The organism is Nocardiopsis sp. RV163 (genome assembly GCF_001029525.1).
In the GTDB taxonomy this organism is placed as follows: domain Bacteria; phylum Actinomycetota; class Actinomycetes; order Streptosporangiales; family Streptosporangiaceae; genus Nocardiopsis; species Nocardiopsis dassonvillei.
In genome coordinates, this window is sequence record NZ_LEKI01000134.1 from 1 (window position 1) to 16082 (window position 16082).

Below are 16082 nucleotides of genomic sequence, written 5' to 3' on the forward strand. Positions count from 1 at the left end.
CTACCTCACCAACGCCGACGACATCCAGATCAAGATGGCCCAGGGCGCCAAGCCCGGTCTGGGCGACCCACGGGTAGACCTTGTGGCCGGGCAGCTGGCCGCCCTCGCCGGGCTTGGCGCCCTGGGCCATCTTGATCTGGATGTCGTCGGCGTTGGTGAGGTAGTGCGAGGTGACGCCGAAGCGGCCGGAGGCGACCTGCTTGATGGAGCTGCGCCGCAGGTCCCCGTTGGCGTCGGGGGTGAAGCGGTCGGGGTCCTCTCCGCCCTCGCCGGTGTTGGACTTGCCGCCGAGGCGGTTCATCGCGATGGCGAGGGTCTGGTGGGCCTCCGCGGAGATGGAGCCGTAGGACATGGCTCCGGTGGAGAAGCGCTTGACGATCTCCGAGACGGGTTCGACCTCGTCGACGGGCACGGGCTCGCGCACGCCGTCCTTGAAGCGCAGGAGACCGCGCAGGGTCATGAGCTTCTGGGACTGGTCGTCGATCTGGGAGGTGTACTCCTTGAAGATCTCGTACCGGCGGGTGCGGGTGGAGTGCTGGAGCTTGAAGACTGTCTCGGGGCTGAACAGGTGCGGTTCGCCCTCGCGGCGCCACTGGTACTCGCCGCCGACCTCCAGGCGCCGGTGGGCGCTGGGGTTGGGGGTGTGGGCGCTGCGGTGGCGGATGGCGACCTCCTCGGCGAGGACGTCGAAGCCGACGCCGCCCAGGCGGGAGGTGGTGCCGGTGAAGCAGCGGTCGATGACCTCGGCGCCCAGGCCCAGTGCCTCGAAGATCTGGGCTCCGGTGTAGGAGCTGACCGTGGACACGCCGATCTTGGACATGATCTTCAGGACGCCCTTGCCGAACGCCTTGACGGTGTTGCGGACGGCCTGGTCGGCGTCGACGCCGCCGAGGCTTCCGCGTTCCACGAGGTCGCGGACGGTGGCCAGCGCCAGGTAGGGGCTGACCGCGGAGGCGCCGTAACCGATGAGCAGGGCGACGTGGTGGCACTCGCGCACGTCGGCGGCCTCGATGAGGAGGCCGACCTCGGTACGGGTCTTCTCACGGACGAGGTGGTGGTGGACCGAGCCGGTGAGCAGCAGCGACGGGATGGGCGCGCGGTCGGCGTCGGCGCCGCGGTCGCTGAGCACGAGGATGTGGGCGCCGTCGGCGATGGCGGCGGAGACCTCGGTGTTGATCTGCTCCAGGCGTGCGGAGAGGGCGTCGCCGCCGCCTTCGACGGGGTAGGTGCCGTCGACGGTGAAGGGCTTCAGGGCCGGGTTGTCCTGTCCGGCGGCGACGATGGCTGCCAGTTCGGCCTGGTCGACGACCGGGGTGGGCAGGACGAGGCGCTGGGTGCTGCCGGGTGCGGCGTCGAGGATGTTGTGCTCGGCGCCCAGGAGTGTGGCCAGGCTGGTGACCATCTCCTCGCGGATGGCGTCCAGGGGCGGGTTGGTGACCTGGGCGAAGTTCTGCGAGAAGTAGTCGAAGAGCTGGCGGGAGCGCTCGGAGAGCGCGGCCACCGGGGTGTCGGTGCCCATGGAACCGATGGGTTCGGCGCCGGTGCGGGCCATGGGGGTGAGGATGACGCGCAGTTCCTCCTCGGTGTAGCCGAAGACCTGCTGGGCGCGCTGGAGTTCGGTGACCGGGGCGGGCTGGGCGTCGGGCAGGTCGGCCAGGCGCAGGACGCCGGTGTCGATCCACTCCTGGTAGGGGTGCTGGGCGGCGAGTTCGGCCTTGATCTCCTCGTCCTCGACGATGCGCCCCTGCGCGGTGTCGACGACGAAGATGCGGCCGGGCTGGAGGCGTCCCTTGCGCACGACGGCGGCGGGGTCGATGTCCAGGACGCCGGCCTCGCTGGCGAGGACGACGAGGCCGTCCTCGGTGACCCAGTAGCGTCCGGGGCGCAGGCCGTTGCGGTCCAGGACCGCGCCGACGACGGTGCCGTCGGTGAAGGACACCGAGGCGGGGCCGTCCCAGGGCTCCATGAGGGTGGAGTGGTACTCGTAGAAGGCCCGGACGGCCGGGTCCATCTCGGTGTGGTTCTCCCAGGGCTCGGGGATCATCATGAGCACCGCGTGCGGCAGGGAGCGTCCGCCCAGGTGGAGCAGTTCCAGGGCGTCGTCGAAGGACGCGGTGTCGGAGTCGTCGGGGTCGACGATGGGGAAGATCCGGTCGAGCTCGCCGGGGATGAGGTCGCTGGCGAGCTTGGCCTCGCGCGCCCGCATCATGTTGCGGTTGCCCTTGACGGTGTTGATCTCGCCGTTGTGCGCGACGTAGCGGAACGGATGGGCGAGCGGCCAGGACGGGAAGGTGTTGGTGGAGAAGCGGGAGTGGACCAGGGCGAGGCCGGAGGCGTAGCGCCGGTCGGACAGGTCTGGGAAGAACGGCTCCAGCTGCGGGGTGGTGAGCATGCCCTTGTAGGCGATGGTGCGCGGGGACAGGCTCGGGAAGTAGACGTCGCTCTCGTGCTCGGCGCGCTTGCGTACGCAGTAGGCGTGGCGCTCCAGCTCGATGCCGGTGAGGCCCTCGGTCGCGGTGCCGGGGGTGCCCGTGATGAAGAGCTGCCCGAAGTAGGGCATGGCCTGGCGGGCGGCGGGACCGCTGTACTGGGGCTCGAAGGGCAGTTCGCGCCAGCCGAGCAGGGTCAGGCCCTCTTCGGCGACGATGGCGTTGATGCGCTCGACGGCGGCGGCGCGCTCGGCCGCGTCGGCGGGCAGGAACCCGATGCCGGTGGCGTAGGCGCCCGCCTGGGGCAGGGTGAAGTCGCAGACCTCGGTGTAGAGCTCGTGCGGGATCTGGGTGAGGATGCCCGCGCCGTCTCCGTCGTCGGGGTCGGCACCGGAGGCTCCGCGGTGGTCGAGGTTGCGGAGTACGGTGAGCGCCTTCTCGACGATGTCGTGGCTACGACGTCCAGTGAGGTCGGCGACGAAGCCCACACCGCAGGCGTCGTGCTCGAAAGCGGGGTCGTACAGGCCCTGGGAAGTGGTCTCGGGGTTCGTTCGGACGGACGAACGCCGCACCTGGCCAGCAGGCATCTACCCTCCTGTCGTCTTGCGTCGGCTTCGTGAAAAGCGCATCCGGGACGACGTTGGCCCTGCTGCGTGCGGATGGAGTTGTGTCGCCGCGTGGTGCGGCGGTGGCCGCCGTCGGGCGCCGTGGCCGCCTCCGTCGTGCGGCCACGTCCTCGTGGTCGCCGGTGGCGGGTGGGGTCGCCCGTGACGGGCAGGTTCTCTTATACACGCCGGTCCAGCCGCGACGTTAATCGCAGGTCTAGACCATGTGGCGCCGCGGTGCGCCGGTGGCCCCTGGCCGCGCCCCCGTGTGCGGGCTCGGGCGCGCTCCGGGAGAGGTTCCCGGTGTGGGCTGGCCTAGCGGGTTTTTCCACGAGGAAACCCCGCTAAACCTCCTAAAGAGGCCGAAACACCAACTTTGAAGGTGGGGAACGCCACTTCGGTCACGCGGGCGCAACACGCCGCACGCCCACATTACCCCGGTGTTAATCGCGCCCCCAAGGGGGCGGGGGGCGGGTCCGTGAGTGATATCCCCCTCACCGGGCGGCGCCGCTGACCTGGGTGGCGGCGGGCCGCGCGCCGCCCCCGCGCCCGTGGGACGATCGGTGCATGCACGCGACTCCTCCGGGCCCGGACGGCCCCCCTTCCGCTGCCTCCGGGCGGGTGCCGGTCGCGGACGGCGACTCCGCCCGCGCCGACCGCTCCCTCGACGGCCCGCCGCCCCTTCCCGAGCCCGCCGCGGAGCTGCTGCGCGGTCACGGCGTGGACGCGCCCCGGCTGCGCCGCGTGCTGGCGCTGCTCTCGGACGGGCGCGAGTGGGAGGCGAACGCGCTGGTGCGCGCCAGCGGCGTCGCGTACGCGCTGGTGTCATCGCTGATGGCGGCCCTGACTGAGGCCGGTGAGCTGGCGCCCGGGGACGGCCGGGGCCGGGTGCGCCTGGTGCGGCCCGGGCGCTACGCGGGCGCGGCCGGGGAGGAACCCGCCGACCCGGTGGCCCACCTGCTCCCCCGCTACTCCCGGGCGCTGGCGGAGCTGGCGCGGGCCGTGGAGGCGGGGCCCGCCTCTGACCTGGACCTGGACCACGTCGCCGCGACGGCGGAGACCGCTCTGCGCCGGGCGCTGCTGCTGTCCACCCGGTTCGACCTGCGCGACCGGACGCTCCTGTGCGTGGGCGACCACGACCTGACCTCGGTGGCGCTGACCCTGGTCTGCCCGGGCGCCCGGGCGCAGGTCGTGGACATCGACGAGCGGGTCCTGGCCCACATCGACGCGCTGGCGGCCGATCTGGGGCTGGCGGTGCGCACGCACGCCGCGGACCTGCGCCTGGGGCTGCCGCCCGCGGTGCGCGGCGGCGCGGACGTGGTGTTCACCGATCCCCCCTACACGCCCGACGGGGTGGAGCTGTTCGTGCGGCGCGGTGTGGAGGGGATGGCCGATCCCCGCCGGGGCCGGGTGCTGGTGGCCTACGGGGCCAGTGAGACCACACCGCGGCTGGCCGCGGCCACGCAGGCGCGGCTGGTGCGGATGGACCTGCTGCTGGAGGCGGTATGGCCGGACTTCAACCGCTACCACGGGGCCGAGTCGATCGGCGCGGCCTCCGACCTGTACGTGCTGCGGCCGCTGGCTCGCGCGCTGCCCGCTCCGTCCGGCGAGGTGGCGCGCGTGTACAGCCAGGGGGTGAACGCCAAGGAGGCCCGGGGCGGTCTGGACGCCGTCCGGGCCCGCGCGGCGCTGGACCGGGTGGCCGAGGAGACCGCGGGTACCGGTGGAGCCGGGGAGGCCGCCGCTGACCGCGCGCCGACGCTGGTGGGCGCGTGGCCGGGCGAGGTCGCCGGGGCGGGGCGGGTGCGTCTGTCCACGTGGCTGGAGGCGCCCGGGCAGGGCGGCGGCCGCTCGGTGGTCAATCTCACGGGCGGGTGGGACCGCTGGGCGGCGCGCGCGGCCCTGGCCGCCGCCGGGGACACCGTGTACGTGCTGGTGCCGTCCTCGGCGGCGTGCGTGCGCGACGAGGCGGGGCAGCGGGGGCTTCGCGCACTGGTGGAGCCGCGTTTCGGGGTGCGGTTCCTGCGCGGTTTCGGCGCGGACGACCTGACCGCGGTGCGGCTGATCCGGCGCCCGGACGCCGACTCGGCGGTGGAGCGGCTGCTGGTGTACGTGCAGGAGAGGGCGCACGGCACGCTCACCGCGACTCTGCGGGCGGGGCTGGTGGAGGTGTCGGCGCGGCTGGAGAACCCGGTCAACAAGCGCACGGCGCGCCACGCGGTGGCCGCGGCGCCGGGGTGGGTGTCCGGGCACACCCTGCTGGACCTGCCCGAGCACCGGTTCGGTGAGCTGCGCGGGGTCGCGGCCGACCTCCTGGAGCGGGTGGGGTCCTCCCCGGCCTGACGCTGTACCGGCCCGCCCCCTGGGCCGATCGCAGTTCGGGGTCCTTGCGTCACACCAGCAACGGCTCCGGCCAGCCAACGGGCTGTCGCGTGCCCGTCCCGGAGACGGCGAAGGGGCCTACGGCGGTGCCGCGGGCCCCTTCGTGTGTGCGGGCAAGGCTCAGCCGGTGCCGGTGGCCCCGGGCAGCTCCGTACCCGTGCCCTCGGTACCGGTCACACTCTCGCCTTCGACGCCGCTGCCGTCGGTGCCCGTTCCGTCGGTTCCCAGGCCCTCGGTGCCCGTGCCATCCGTGCCGGTTCCCCCGGTCCCGGTGCCCTCGGTGCCCTCCGTCGTCCCCTCGGTCCCGCCGCCGGTGGTGCCCTCCTGCTGCACCATGCGCCGGTAGAGGGGGTCGCGGAAGTTGGCCAGCGCCACGAGCGGCCCGGACAGGCTGACCCTGTCCTCCACCGACTCGGATTCGGTGGGCTGCACCCACACCAGGACGAGGTAGTGGCCGCTGACGACGGCGTCGCTGGCGCTGTAGCCGCCGCCCAGGCGGTCGAAGGGCTCGGCGCCGGACGGCGAGAGTACGAAGCCGGGGTCGCGGGCGCCCTCCCCCTCGGGTTCGGCTAGCGCCGCGGCGACCGCCCGGCTGCCCTCGACGTCGGCGAGGTTGAACACGGCCACGACGCCGAAGTAGGTGTCGGACACGTAGGTGGCGCGCCCGGCCTGGGTGCAGTCGGCCTCGGCCAGGGCGGCCTTGGCGGGCTCGCCCCACACCGCGGCGGCGCAGTCCTCGGCCAGGACCGATTCGCCCAGGGCGAAGTCGATGCTCTGGCTGGAGATCTCGGCGTTGCGGTCCCCGAACAGCTCGTTCTCGTTGAGGGGGCGGCTGTCGGCCTCGCGGGTGGCGAGCACCTCGTTCATGCTGCCGGCGTCGACGACCCGGTACACGGCGGGGCGGGTCTGGGGGGCGGCCTGCCCCTCGCCGCCCTCCCCCGCGTCGAGGTACAGGAACACGCCGAGGGCGGTCAGCGCCACGACCAGCACTCCGGCCACGATGGCGATGAGGGGGCCCAGGCGCCTGGACTCCTTCTTCCTGCGCCCCCCGGCCCGTCGGCGCCCGCCCTCCCGGGAGGAGCGCCCCTCGGACTCGGTGTCGGGCTCGCTGGTCTTCCTCCGACGCCCCGCGGGTCCGGACGCCGACGGTTCAGAAGGGGACACCCAATGGACCTTTCCTCGGATGCGGTCCGGCCCGCGCGTACGCGGGCCGGACCGGTGTGTTCGGGGGTGTGTGAGGCCGGGAATCCTCGCCGCGCCTCGTGTGACCTAGGGTCGGTCTGTCGCAGATCCTATCGGGGCCTCCGACGGGCCCGGACAGACTACTCCTCGGCCTGCTCCGCCGCCTGGTCCACGGCCACGACCTCCTCGTAGACGTAGCGCGCCGCGTTCATGGAGGCCACGCTCAGCGTCGCCATGTCGGTGTCGTCCCCGGGCGGGGAGCCGTCGGTGTCGGCCACCCAGAACACGGCCAGGTAGTGGCCCATGACCTGGGTCGTGGCCTGGCTGTAACCGTCCCGGAGGCCGGGGACCTCGTCGCCGGTCTGCGTGAGCAGGAACCCGGTGCCGCTCTCGGCGTTGGTCGGGTCCAGTTCGCGCTCGACCTCGGCCGCGGCCTCGGCGTTGGCCAGGTCGAACAGGGTGAACTGGGCCACGTGCTGCTCGTCGCCGTCGGTGTACACGCCGGAGGCGGCCTGGACGCAGTTGGCGTCGATCAGGCTCTGGCCGAGTTCCTCGCCCCACACCAGGGAGGTGCAGGAGTCGGTGATCGAGCCCTGGCGCAGTTCCAGGTTCACGTCGTCCAGACCGATCTCGCGGACCGGATCGAAGACGCTCTCCTCGGTCATCGCTTCGGTGCCCTCGGGGCGCTCGTTGATGGCGCCGAAGACGTCCTCGCGGTTGGGCTCGGACAGGTACAGCTCCGGGGTCAGGGTGCTGTGCCCCTCAGGCGGGGCCACGACCGTGTCGTCCCCGCCCGCGACGGCACCGCCGTTCCCGGCGAAGAGCTGGTAGGACAGCAGGCCGAGGAGGGCGACCAGCGCGACGCTGAACGCTCCGAGCAGGAGGCCGAGCACGGCGGTGCCGCGCTTGCGCTTGCTCTGCTCGGCGAGGGTGTACACGATCTGGTTGGGGCGGTCGCCCAGGACCGAGACCCTCTTGATAGCGGCGGCGGAGAAGGCCGAGACCTTGTTCACCCCCGTGGCTCCGGCCCGCCTGCCTCCGGCGGCCCGGTTGCCCGGGGCCCTGCGGCGGGAGGAGCCGCGGGCCCCGCCCCCCTTCCTGCGGCGCGGGGCGCGGCCGCCGGTGTCCTCGGCGCCGTCCGCGTCGGCGCCGTCGGCGCCCTCTCCCCCGTCGTAGGCGTCCTCGTCGTAGGACGCGTCGTCATAGGGTCCGTCGTCGTAGCCGTCGTCGGCGGGGCGGGTGTGGCCGTACTCCGCGGAGAAGTCCTCCTCGGGGTCGTAGGCCTCCTCGTCCCGGTCCAGGATCTGGTCGTCGGCGCGGTCCTCGGTGCGGGCGCTTTGGGCGCGGCGGCCTCTGCGGCCGTACCCGGACTCAGCTCTGCTCACGGTCTTTCTCAATCGTCAACCCGTGGTCTGCTCGAAAGGTACAGGGGCCCAGATGCGTGTCCGGACACGGCCGGTCCACGCGGCTTCCCTGTGTCTACTCGGGCTTCGTCCCGGGTTCGGTTCCCGTGTCCCCGGCGTCCCTGTCGGTCGAGCCCTCGCTACTAGATCGTTCAGGGCTCGGGTGGTATTCCGTCCCCGCCTCCCGTGAGCTGGAGCTTTGCGAACCGACACGCGATTCCTCGCTGTCCAGGGCGCTGTAGACGGTGCCGTCGTCACGCGTCTCACCGTCGGTTGTGGGCCCGAACACCTGGGTTCCGGCGTCGTGGCCGTGGGGGACGACGGCGCTGGAGAAGGAGTCGATGCGCCGTCCCGCCCACACGAAGTAGGCCAGGGCCGCGAGGAGGACCAGGAGGGAGGTCCAGTTGTTCAGGCGCAGGCCCAGGAAGTCGTTGGCCGGGTCCACGCGCAGGTACTCGATCCAGAACCGGCCCGCGCAGTAGCCCGCGACGTAGAGGGCGAACAGGCGCCCTCCCTGGAGGGAGCGCTCGTAGCGCCGTCCCGCCCAGGCCAGCAGGACGGCCAGGCCCAGGCACCACAGGGACTCGTAGAGGAAGGTGGGGTGGTAGGTGCTCACACCCAGTTCCATGCCCGGGCGCAGGGCGCCGTTGGGGTAGGGGGTGATCTCCACGGCCCAGGGCAGGTCGGTGGGCCTGCCGAACAGTTCCTGGTTGAAGTAGTTGCCCCAGCGGCCCAACGCCTGGGCCAGGGGGATGGTGGGGGCGATGGCGAAGGAGAGCTTGGACATGGACAGGCCGCGCTTGCGGGCCACCAGCCACACGCCCAGGGCGCCCATGGGGATGGCTCCCCAGATACCGAGCCCGCCCTCCCAGATGTACAGGGCGCGGATGGGCTCGCGGCCCTCGGCGAAGTACAACTGCGCGTCGCTGATGACGTGGTAGAGGCGTCCGCCGATCAGGCCCAGGACCACGGCCCACACGGCCATGTCCATGATGGTGCCCTTCTCACCGCCCATGGCGGCCCAGCGCCGCTCGCTCCACAGCACCGCGACGATGACTCCGGCGAGGATGCACAGGGCGTAGAAGTGGATCTGCAGCAGCCCGATGGGGATGGAGTTGACCTGCGGGCTGGGGAAGGCCGCGAGGGCCCGGCCGAACTCGACCGCGCCCTCCGTGGCTGTCGACGACAATGTCACTGGTCTGCTCTCGGGTTCGCCCCGCGTGCGGGGGTGTCTTCGGGGATGGCTACTCCGCGCCACCCCCGTCGCCTGTGGGTTGGGTGTCGACCTCGCCGGGCTCCGCTGAGGCGATCGCCTCGTTGAGGCCCCGGGCGGTCATGGCGGTGTCGTTGTCGAGCAACTCACCGTTGATGTAGACGGAGGGCGTTCCGCGGAAGGCGTTGTCTCCGCTGTAGCGAGTGTAGGCGTTCCCGGTGGCTTCGATGATCTGGCCCGTGTACGTCCCCTCCAGGAACGAGGGGTCGTGGCCGTGCTCGGCGCCCCAGGCCAGCAGGTCGGAAAGCACCATGGTGGCGAGGGTCTCCTCGCCGATCTGCGCCACGGCGTCCTCGGTCAGGGCGGGCAGGAACTCCTCGGTGAACCGGGAGACCACTGCGGCCTCGTCGTCCACCCGCTGGTCGAACCGCTCCTGCTGCTCCGGGGTGGGGTCGGTCTCGGCGAACCACTCCTTGAGCTGGTCGACGGTGAAGCCCTCGGTGCGCTCGGTGGGCTGGTTCTCGAAGAGGATGTCGTTGTAGCGCACGAACCGGTCGTGTTCGGCGGCGGCGCGGGCGGCGGCCCCCGCGCGCAGCGAGTTGCTGCTCAGGGGCACCGGCTGCTGGGCGAAGATGCTGACAGGCCGGTAGTGGACGATGGCCTCGCCCTGGGCGGCGTTCTCCTTGAGGACGCCGCCGTTGAGGAGTTCGAACTGGCGGCAGGCGGGGCACTGGTAGTCGGCGTAGACCTCGACGACGGGGGCCGAGGCCCCCTCCCGGGCCATGACGACGCTGCCGTCCTGCTGGAGGGTGGTCGGAGCCAGGGCCCCCTCGTACTCGCCGCTGCGGCGGTCGGCGTTGAGGGCGGCGTAGCCGATGCCGACGATGAGCAGTACGACCGCGGCGGCGGCGCCCAGCACGATGAGGGTCCTGTTGCGCTTGGCTTTGCGCTTGTCCCTCTCCCTCTGCTCCTTGAGTTTCTCGCGGGAGCGCCTGCGCGCTTCACTGCCCATGTCTTCCCCTGTTCCTCACTGCTGGATACGGTCGGCCGTCCGGGGTCACCGGAAGAGGCCGAGTGCGCGGTCGACGGCGAAGGGCGAACGCGGCCAGACCGCGACGAAGGCGCCCATCGCCGCGAAGGCGATGTCGCGGGCGATGGAGAGCCCGTAGGTGGTCTCCTCCGGGTCGACCTGTCCGCCGCCGCCGAAGCAGCCGCAGTCGATGCTCAGCCCACGGGCCATGGCGGAGACGATTCCGGCGATGAAGACGACCATGAGCAGCGCGCTGACGGCGCCGACGTAGCGGGTGGCGAGCCCGACCAGGAGCAGCGCGGCCAGGGCGAGTTCGAACAGGGGGAGGGTGTAGCCGATGAACCGCGCGGCCTCGGCGGGGAAGAGGTCGTAGGCCTCGACCGCCTGGACGGACAGGGCCGGGGGGAACTTGGAGACGGCGGCGAAGACCAGGACGGCGGCCAGTCCGACGCGGCAGGCGAGGCTGAGCCAGGGCTGGACGGCCTCCCAGCGCGATCCGGGCGCGGGTCGGGCGGCGGGGGTCTGTTCGGTGGTGTCCATCACTGCGGCCTCCGGGGAGAGAGCGGGCGGTTCATCGGATGTGCGGGGCGGATGCCCCCGTCTGCGGGCGGGAGCGGGGCCCCTGCCTCCTTCCGTTCGGTGCGGCCGTGGCCGTGGCGTCCGCCGGAGCGGACGCGGGTCCTTCCTTGGAGTCGTCGCCGGGCCGTGCGGGGTTCCCGGAACGCGGGGATGTGGCCACCGCCACCGCGCGCCGCCGCCCGTCACGTGCGCGTCCGGGCGGATACGGCCCCAAGGGGCGGTCGGGCGGACGTCGGAGGAGGGAGACCCCGCGACCACGCTGAGTGGGCGACCCGTCTCCCTTCGCGTCGGGTCAGATCCTACTGCTTGTGTTGAGTGCGTGACCCTGCGTCCGGGATTTCGGGCGCAGCGAGCGGCCTCGCCCGGGGCGGGGCTGTCCGGCCCCCTTCATGAGTACCTGGTCATAAGGGTGACGGGAGGCTCTCCGGGGACTCTCTCACCCGATTCTCACCGGCTTGACCGTCGCCTTACCCTGCGCGGCGGTGCGGGGGCCGCGGCGCACGACGGGAACGGGGGCCGTCCCGTGGACGGCCCCCGCCGGTGTTCACGCGTCCCGCTGGCCGCGGGTTCCCCGGGTCAGGCGCGGCCCGAGCGCACGCCCTGCGCCAGTTCCTGGGCGAAGGAGCGGACCGCGACGAGCCCGGTCTCCAGGTCCGGCGCGTCCAGGACGCGCTGGCAGAACCCGGCGCCGACGATCACGCCGTCGGCGTAGGCGGCCACCTCGGCGGCCTGGGCCCCGGTGGATATGCCCAGGCCCACGCAGACGGGCAGGCCGGAGTCGCGGGTCGCCTCGCGGGTGCGCCGCACCAGCGCGGCGGCGGTGTCGGCGACCTGGGTGCGGGTACCGGTCACGCCCATGAGCGAGGCGGCGTACACGAAGCCGGTGCACTCGCGCGTGGTCAGGGCCAGGCGCCGGTCGGTGGAGGAGGGCGCGACCAGGAACACCCGGTCCAGGCCGCAGGAGTCGGAGGCGGCCACCCATTCCCCGGACTCCTCGGGGATGAGGTCGGGGGTGATCACCCCGGCCCCGCCCGCCTTGGCCAGGTTCGCGGCGAAGCGCTCGACCCCGTAGCGCTCGATGGGGTTCCAGTAGGACATCACCACGGCGGCGGCGCCGGTGGCCGCGGTGGCCTCCACCACCCGGAACACGTCGTCGGTGGTGGTGCCCGCGGCCAGGGCGCGGTCTGCCGCGCGCTGGATGGTGGGGCCGTCCATCATGGGGTCGGAGTAGGGCAGGCCGACCTCGACGACGTCGCAGCCCCCCTCCACCATGGCCTGGATGACCCGGACGGAGGACTCCACGTCGGGGAACCCGGCGGGCAGGTAGCCGATAAGGGCGGCGCGTCCGGCCTCGCGGGCCTCGGCGAGCTTGGTCTGCAGTGCGGTGGCGCTCACGCCTGTCCCTCCGGGTCGACGAGGCCGAAGTAGGCGGCCGCGGTGTCAACGTCCTTGTCGCCGCGCCCGGAGAGGTTCACCAGGATGACGGCCTCCGGGCCGAGGCGCTCGCCGAGCCTGCGGGCGCCGGCCAGGGCGTGCGCGCTCTCGATGGCGGGGATGATGCCCTCGGTGCGGCACAGCAGCCGGAAGGCCTCCATGGCCTCGGCGTCGGTGACCGGCTCGTAGGCGGCGCGGCCGGTGTCGGCGAGGTAGGCGTGCTCGGGGCCCACCGCCGGGTAGTCGAGTCCGGCGGAGATGGAGTGGCTGGGCAGGGTCTGGCCGTACTCGTCCTGGAGCACGAAGGTGCGCGCCCCGTGGAAGACGCCGGTGCTGCCAGCGGTGATGGAGGCGGCAGTGCGGGGCGTCTGCGCCCCCTCTCCCCCGGCCTCGAAGCCGTACAGGGCGACCTCCTCGTCGGGGATGAAGGCCGCGAAGACGGCCATGGCGTTGGAGCCGCCTCCCACGCACGCGGCGACCGCGTCGGGGAGCCTGCCGACGCGCTCCAGGACCTGTTCGCGGGCCTCCTGGCCGACCACGAAGTGCAGGTCGCGCACGAGCTTGGGGAAGGGGTGCGGTCCGGCGACGGTGCCGAACAGGTAGTGGGTGCGGTCGACGTTGGCCACCCAGTCGCGGAAGGCCTCGTTGATGGCGTCCTTGAGGGTGCGGCTGCCGATGGTGACGGGGACGACTTCGGCGCCGAGCATGCGCATGCGGGCGACGTTGAGCGCCTGACGGCGGGTGTCCTCCTCGCCCATGTAGATCACGCACTCCAGGCCGAGCAGTGCGCAGGCGGTGGCGGTGGCCACGCCGTGCTGTCCGGCCCCGGTCTCGGCGATGACGCGGGTCTTGCCCATGCGCCTGGTGAGCAGGGCCTGGCCGAGGACGTTGTTGATCTTGTGCGATCCGGTGTGGTTGAGGTCCTCGCGCTTGAGCAGGATCCGCGCGCCGCCGCAGTGCTCGGAGAAGTTGCGGGCCTCGCTCAGGGCGCTGGGGCGCCCGGTGTAGTCCTTGAGCAGTTCGGCGAGTTCGGCCTGGTACTGGGGGTCCTGCTTGGCCTTCTCCCACTCCGCGGCCACTTCGTCGAGGGCCGCGACGAGGGATTCGGGCGCGAAGCGGCCGCCGAAGCGTCCGTAGTGCCCGAGCTGGTCGGGCAGGGGTTGGTCGTGGCTCATTGCACGCTCTCCTGGGAAGGGCCGAGCGCGGGGCTCCCCCGGCCTCGCGCCGCGGGGTCCGCGCGCCGACCGGCTGTGCGCCGCCCGGCTCCGGCGGCGCGTTCTGACTGTGGTCAACGCGGCGGCGGGAACCCGCGGCTCACTGGCGCGGGTTCCCTAGAGCCATCGCCATCCGCGGACGGGGCGCGTCGCGGCCGCGTCCGCCGGTGCCTGCGTCAACCCTCTCACGGTCTGCGGCCCCTAGTTCCGGTCCCGCAGGGCGGGGTGGGCCCCGGCGGTGACCAGGTCGGCGACGGCCTCGCGCGGGTTGCGTCCGCGGACGAGGCTCTCGCCGACCAGGACGGCTCCGGCTCCGGCTCCGGCGTAGGCCAGCAGGTCGTGCGGGCCGCGGACACCGGACTCGGCGATCTTGACGACGTCGGAGGGGATGAGGGGGGCGAGCCGGGAGAAGGTGTCCCGGTCCACCTCCAGGGTCTTGAGGTTGCGGGCGTTGACGCCGACGACGGTGGCCCCGGCGTCGAGTGCGCGCGCGACCTCCTCCTCGTCGTGGACCTCCACCAGCGGCGTCAGGCCCAGCGAGCGGGCCCGCTCCACCAGGGAGACCAGGGCCTCCTGGGGCAGGGCCGCGACGATGAGCAGCACGGCGGAGGCGCCGAAGACGCGGGCCTCCCACAGCTGGTAGGAGCTGACCACGAAGTCCTTGCGCAGCAGCGGGGTGTCGACCGCCTTGTGGACGGCCTGGAGGTCGGCGAGGCTGCCGCTGAAGCGGCGCTGCTCGGTGAGGACGCTGATCAGGGCGGCGCCGCCGGCCTCGTAGTCGCGGGCCAGGGCCGCGGGGTCGGTGATGGCCGCGAGGGGGCCCTTGGAGGGGCTGGCCCGCTTGACCTCGGCGATGACGTGTACGCCCGGGCGGCGCAGGGCGGCTTCGGCGTCCTTCGGGGTGGGCGCCGACCCGGCCTGGGCCTTGAGGCGGTCAAGGGGCAGGTCCTCCTGCCGCTGCGCCAGGTCAGCGCGTACTCCGTCGAGGATCTCGTCGAGCACGCTCACCAGTTACTGCTCCCTCGTGAAAGTGGGCCGGCACGGCGGTGGGCCCGGGGTGCGGGCTCCTCGCGCGGCGGGATCGGACACCGCCGCACCGTGTTGCTGGTCATCGTATCCACCCGTGGGCGCCACGGGGCCGCCGACCCCGGCGTGACACTCCGCGGAGGGGCCCCTGGGGGCCTGGAACGCTCCGCCCGGGCGTGCCGGGGCGGAGCGCCGGAGGCGCGCTAGGCGTTCGCGGCGACCATGCCGAACATGACCACGAAGAACAGGATGTACAGCACGATGAGGACGGCGCAGACGATGAAGCTGACCAGGCCGATGATGCCCAGGATCTTGGCGGTGTCGGAGGCGGACTGGGCTCCGGCGTAGTCGCCCATCTCCCACTTGCTGTTGACCTGGAGGGAGAAGATCAGGCCGATGATGCCGATGACGGTGCAGCTGAGGATGCCGAGGATGTTGTGCATCAGGTAGTTCTTGGGCGGGCCGCCGGGGGGCGGGCCGCCGTAGCCGCCGGGAGGACCGTAACCACCGGGGTGGGGAGGACCGTAGCTCATGTGATGGCACCTTTTCAGAGCGTCGTTGTCGTGTGCCGCGGCACGCGGCCGGGTTCGCCGGGTAGGACTGCGGCGGGGCCGTCCTGGTTCTGGTTACCAGCCGGGGAAGAGCGGTGTCCCGGGGGCGAGGAAGGAGAACCAGGGGAGGTTGCGCAGGACCCAGTGCGCCGTGATGACGATGAGCATGCCCCACAGGAACCAGCCCGGTGTCAGTTTGGGGTACCCCTTGGGCGGCCGTATGGAGTGGAGGAGCCAGCGCCCGTAGGTCCAGGCGACGTAGGGCAGCAGCAGCCACAGCAGGGGGTTCATGCTGATGGAGGCCAGGATCTCACCTCGGGTGAGCAGAGCGATAGCCCGCATGCTGCCGCAGCCCGGACAGAAAGTACCCGTGATCAACAACCAGGGGCAGGTGGGGTAGTTACCGGGCTCGTTGGGGTCCACGAAGTGCAGGAGGGTGGCTCCGGCCAGACCGAGCACGCCCAGTCCGGCGGGCCACACGGCCGGGTGCAGCGACGCGGCCCGACGTCTGAGCCGCTCCACCAGGGGACGCGGCGCGACCGGAGCCTGGGGGAGCTGGCTCCGGGACGGCTCTTCGTGCTGTGGGTACACGTGACCAGCTTAGAGGTTCGGGGGCAGACAGAAAGGACGCCCCCGAGCGCTGAGGCGCTCGGGGGCGGGCCAAGCGTGGTGGGAACCGGAAGTCCCGCCCCGCTAATAGGTGGTGTAGGTCGGGCTGGTGGCGGCACTCATACCGATGATGAACAGCACGACGTAGAAGGCGATGAGGAGCGCCCACATGATGCCGCCGACGATGAAGGCGATCTTGGTCCACTTCTTCGCCTGCTTCTGTGCCTCCATGGCCCCCGCGTGGTCACCGCGGTTCCACAGGTCGTTGACCTTGGTGGAGTTGACGATGCCGGGGATGGCGAAGGGCCAGCAGCAGAAGATGGCGACGATGGCCCAGACCAGGCCGTTGTCCGGCGGAGGACCGCTGGGGGCGCCGTAGCCGCCGGAGGGCGGGCCGTAGCCGCCGCCGGACAACGGCCTGGTCA

General features: G+C 72.4%; 13 protein-coding genes. 1 reads left to right on the forward strand and 12 read right to left on the reverse strand.

Going from position 1 to position 16082, the window contains the following annotated elements:
* Positions 1 to 3016, reverse strand: a 3016-nt coding sequence (locus ABD54_RS20355) for a glutamate synthase central domain-containing protein (protein WP_047871125.1), incomplete at its 3' end; no start/stop codon positions are given.
* Between the two features lie 585 nt (positions 3017 to 3601).
* Between ABD54_RS20355 and ABD54_RS20360 the strand changes: the two genes are divergently transcribed.
* Positions 3602 to 5377, forward strand: a complete 1776-nt coding sequence (locus ABD54_RS20360) for a bis-aminopropyl spermidine synthase family protein (protein ID WP_047871114.1) — start codon at positions 3602 to 3604, stop codon at positions 5375 to 5377.
* Between the two features lie 159 nt (positions 5378 to 5536).
* Here the strand turns inward: ABD54_RS20360 and ABD54_RS20365 are convergent, their stop codons facing one another.
* From ABD54_RS20365 to ABD54_RS20415, 11 genes are all read right to left on the reverse strand, one after another.
* On the reverse strand, positions 5537 to 6580 hold the full coding sequence (locus ABD54_RS20365; protein ID WP_047871115.1) for a hypothetical protein: 1044 nt from the start codon (positions 6578 to 6580) through the stop codon (positions 5537 to 5539).
* 158 nt (positions 6581 to 6738) lie between these two features.
* A complete protein-coding gene (locus ABD54_RS20370; protein ID WP_047871116.1) occupies positions 6739 to 7983 on the reverse strand; it encodes a hypothetical protein in 1245 nt (414 codons plus the stop codon).
* A gap of 94 nt (positions 7984 to 8077) precedes the next feature.
* Positions 8078 to 9190, reverse strand: coding sequence for a prolipoprotein diacylglyceryl transferase (gene lgt / locus ABD54_RS20375; protein WP_047871117.1), 1113 nt, complete (start codon positions 9188 to 9190; stop codon positions 8078 to 8080).
* 55 nt (positions 9191 to 9245) lie between these two features.
* On the reverse strand, positions 9246 to 10226 hold the full coding sequence (locus tag ABD54_RS20380; protein ID WP_047871118.1) for a thioredoxin domain-containing protein: 981 nt from the start codon (positions 10224 to 10226) through the stop codon (positions 9246 to 9248).
* A 45-nt stretch (positions 10227 to 10271) separates the two neighbouring features.
* Positions 10272 to 10784: a MauE/DoxX family redox-associated membrane protein gene (locus tag ABD54_RS20385; protein WP_047871119.1), complete on the reverse strand. Its 513-nt coding sequence runs from the start codon at positions 10782 to 10784 to the stop codon at positions 10272 to 10274.
* A 615-nt stretch (positions 10785 to 11399) separates the two neighbouring features.
* Entirely contained in the window at positions 11400 to 12218 is an 819-nt protein-coding gene (trpA, locus tag ABD54_RS20390; RefSeq protein WP_047871120.1) for a tryptophan synthase subunit alpha, read from the reverse strand.
* A complete protein-coding gene (gene trpB / locus ABD54_RS20395; protein ID WP_047871121.1) occupies positions 12215 to 13432 on the reverse strand; it encodes a tryptophan synthase subunit beta in 1218 nt (405 codons plus the stop codon). Before trpB ends, trpA begins: the two co-directional genes overlap by 4 nt.
* A 240-nt stretch (positions 13433 to 13672) precedes the next feature.
* Positions 13673 to 14479: an indole-3-glycerol phosphate synthase TrpC gene (trpC, locus tag ABD54_RS20400; RefSeq protein WP_047871122.1), complete on the reverse strand. Its 807-nt coding sequence runs from the start codon at positions 14477 to 14479 to the stop codon at positions 13673 to 13675.
* A 221-nt stretch (positions 14480 to 14700) separates the two neighbouring features.
* Complete coding sequence (locus tag ABD54_RS20405; RefSeq protein WP_047871123.1) at positions 14701 to 15030, reverse strand: CD225/dispanin family protein; 330 nt, start codon at positions 15028 to 15030, stop codon at positions 14701 to 14703.
* A 93-nt stretch (positions 15031 to 15123) separates the two neighbouring features.
* Positions 15124 to 15639, reverse strand: coding sequence for a DUF2752 domain-containing protein (locus tag ABD54_RS20410; RefSeq protein ID WP_047871124.1), 516 nt, complete (start codon positions 15637 to 15639; stop codon positions 15124 to 15126).
* Positions 15640 to 15741: 102 nt separating this feature from the next.
* Positions 15742 to 16071 (reverse strand): CD225/dispanin family protein, encoded by a 330-nt coding sequence (locus ABD54_RS20415; protein ID WP_082166915.1) that lies wholly within the window; start codon positions 16069 to 16071, stop codon positions 15742 to 15744.
* Between the last annotated feature and the right edge of the window lie 11 nt (positions 16072 to 16082).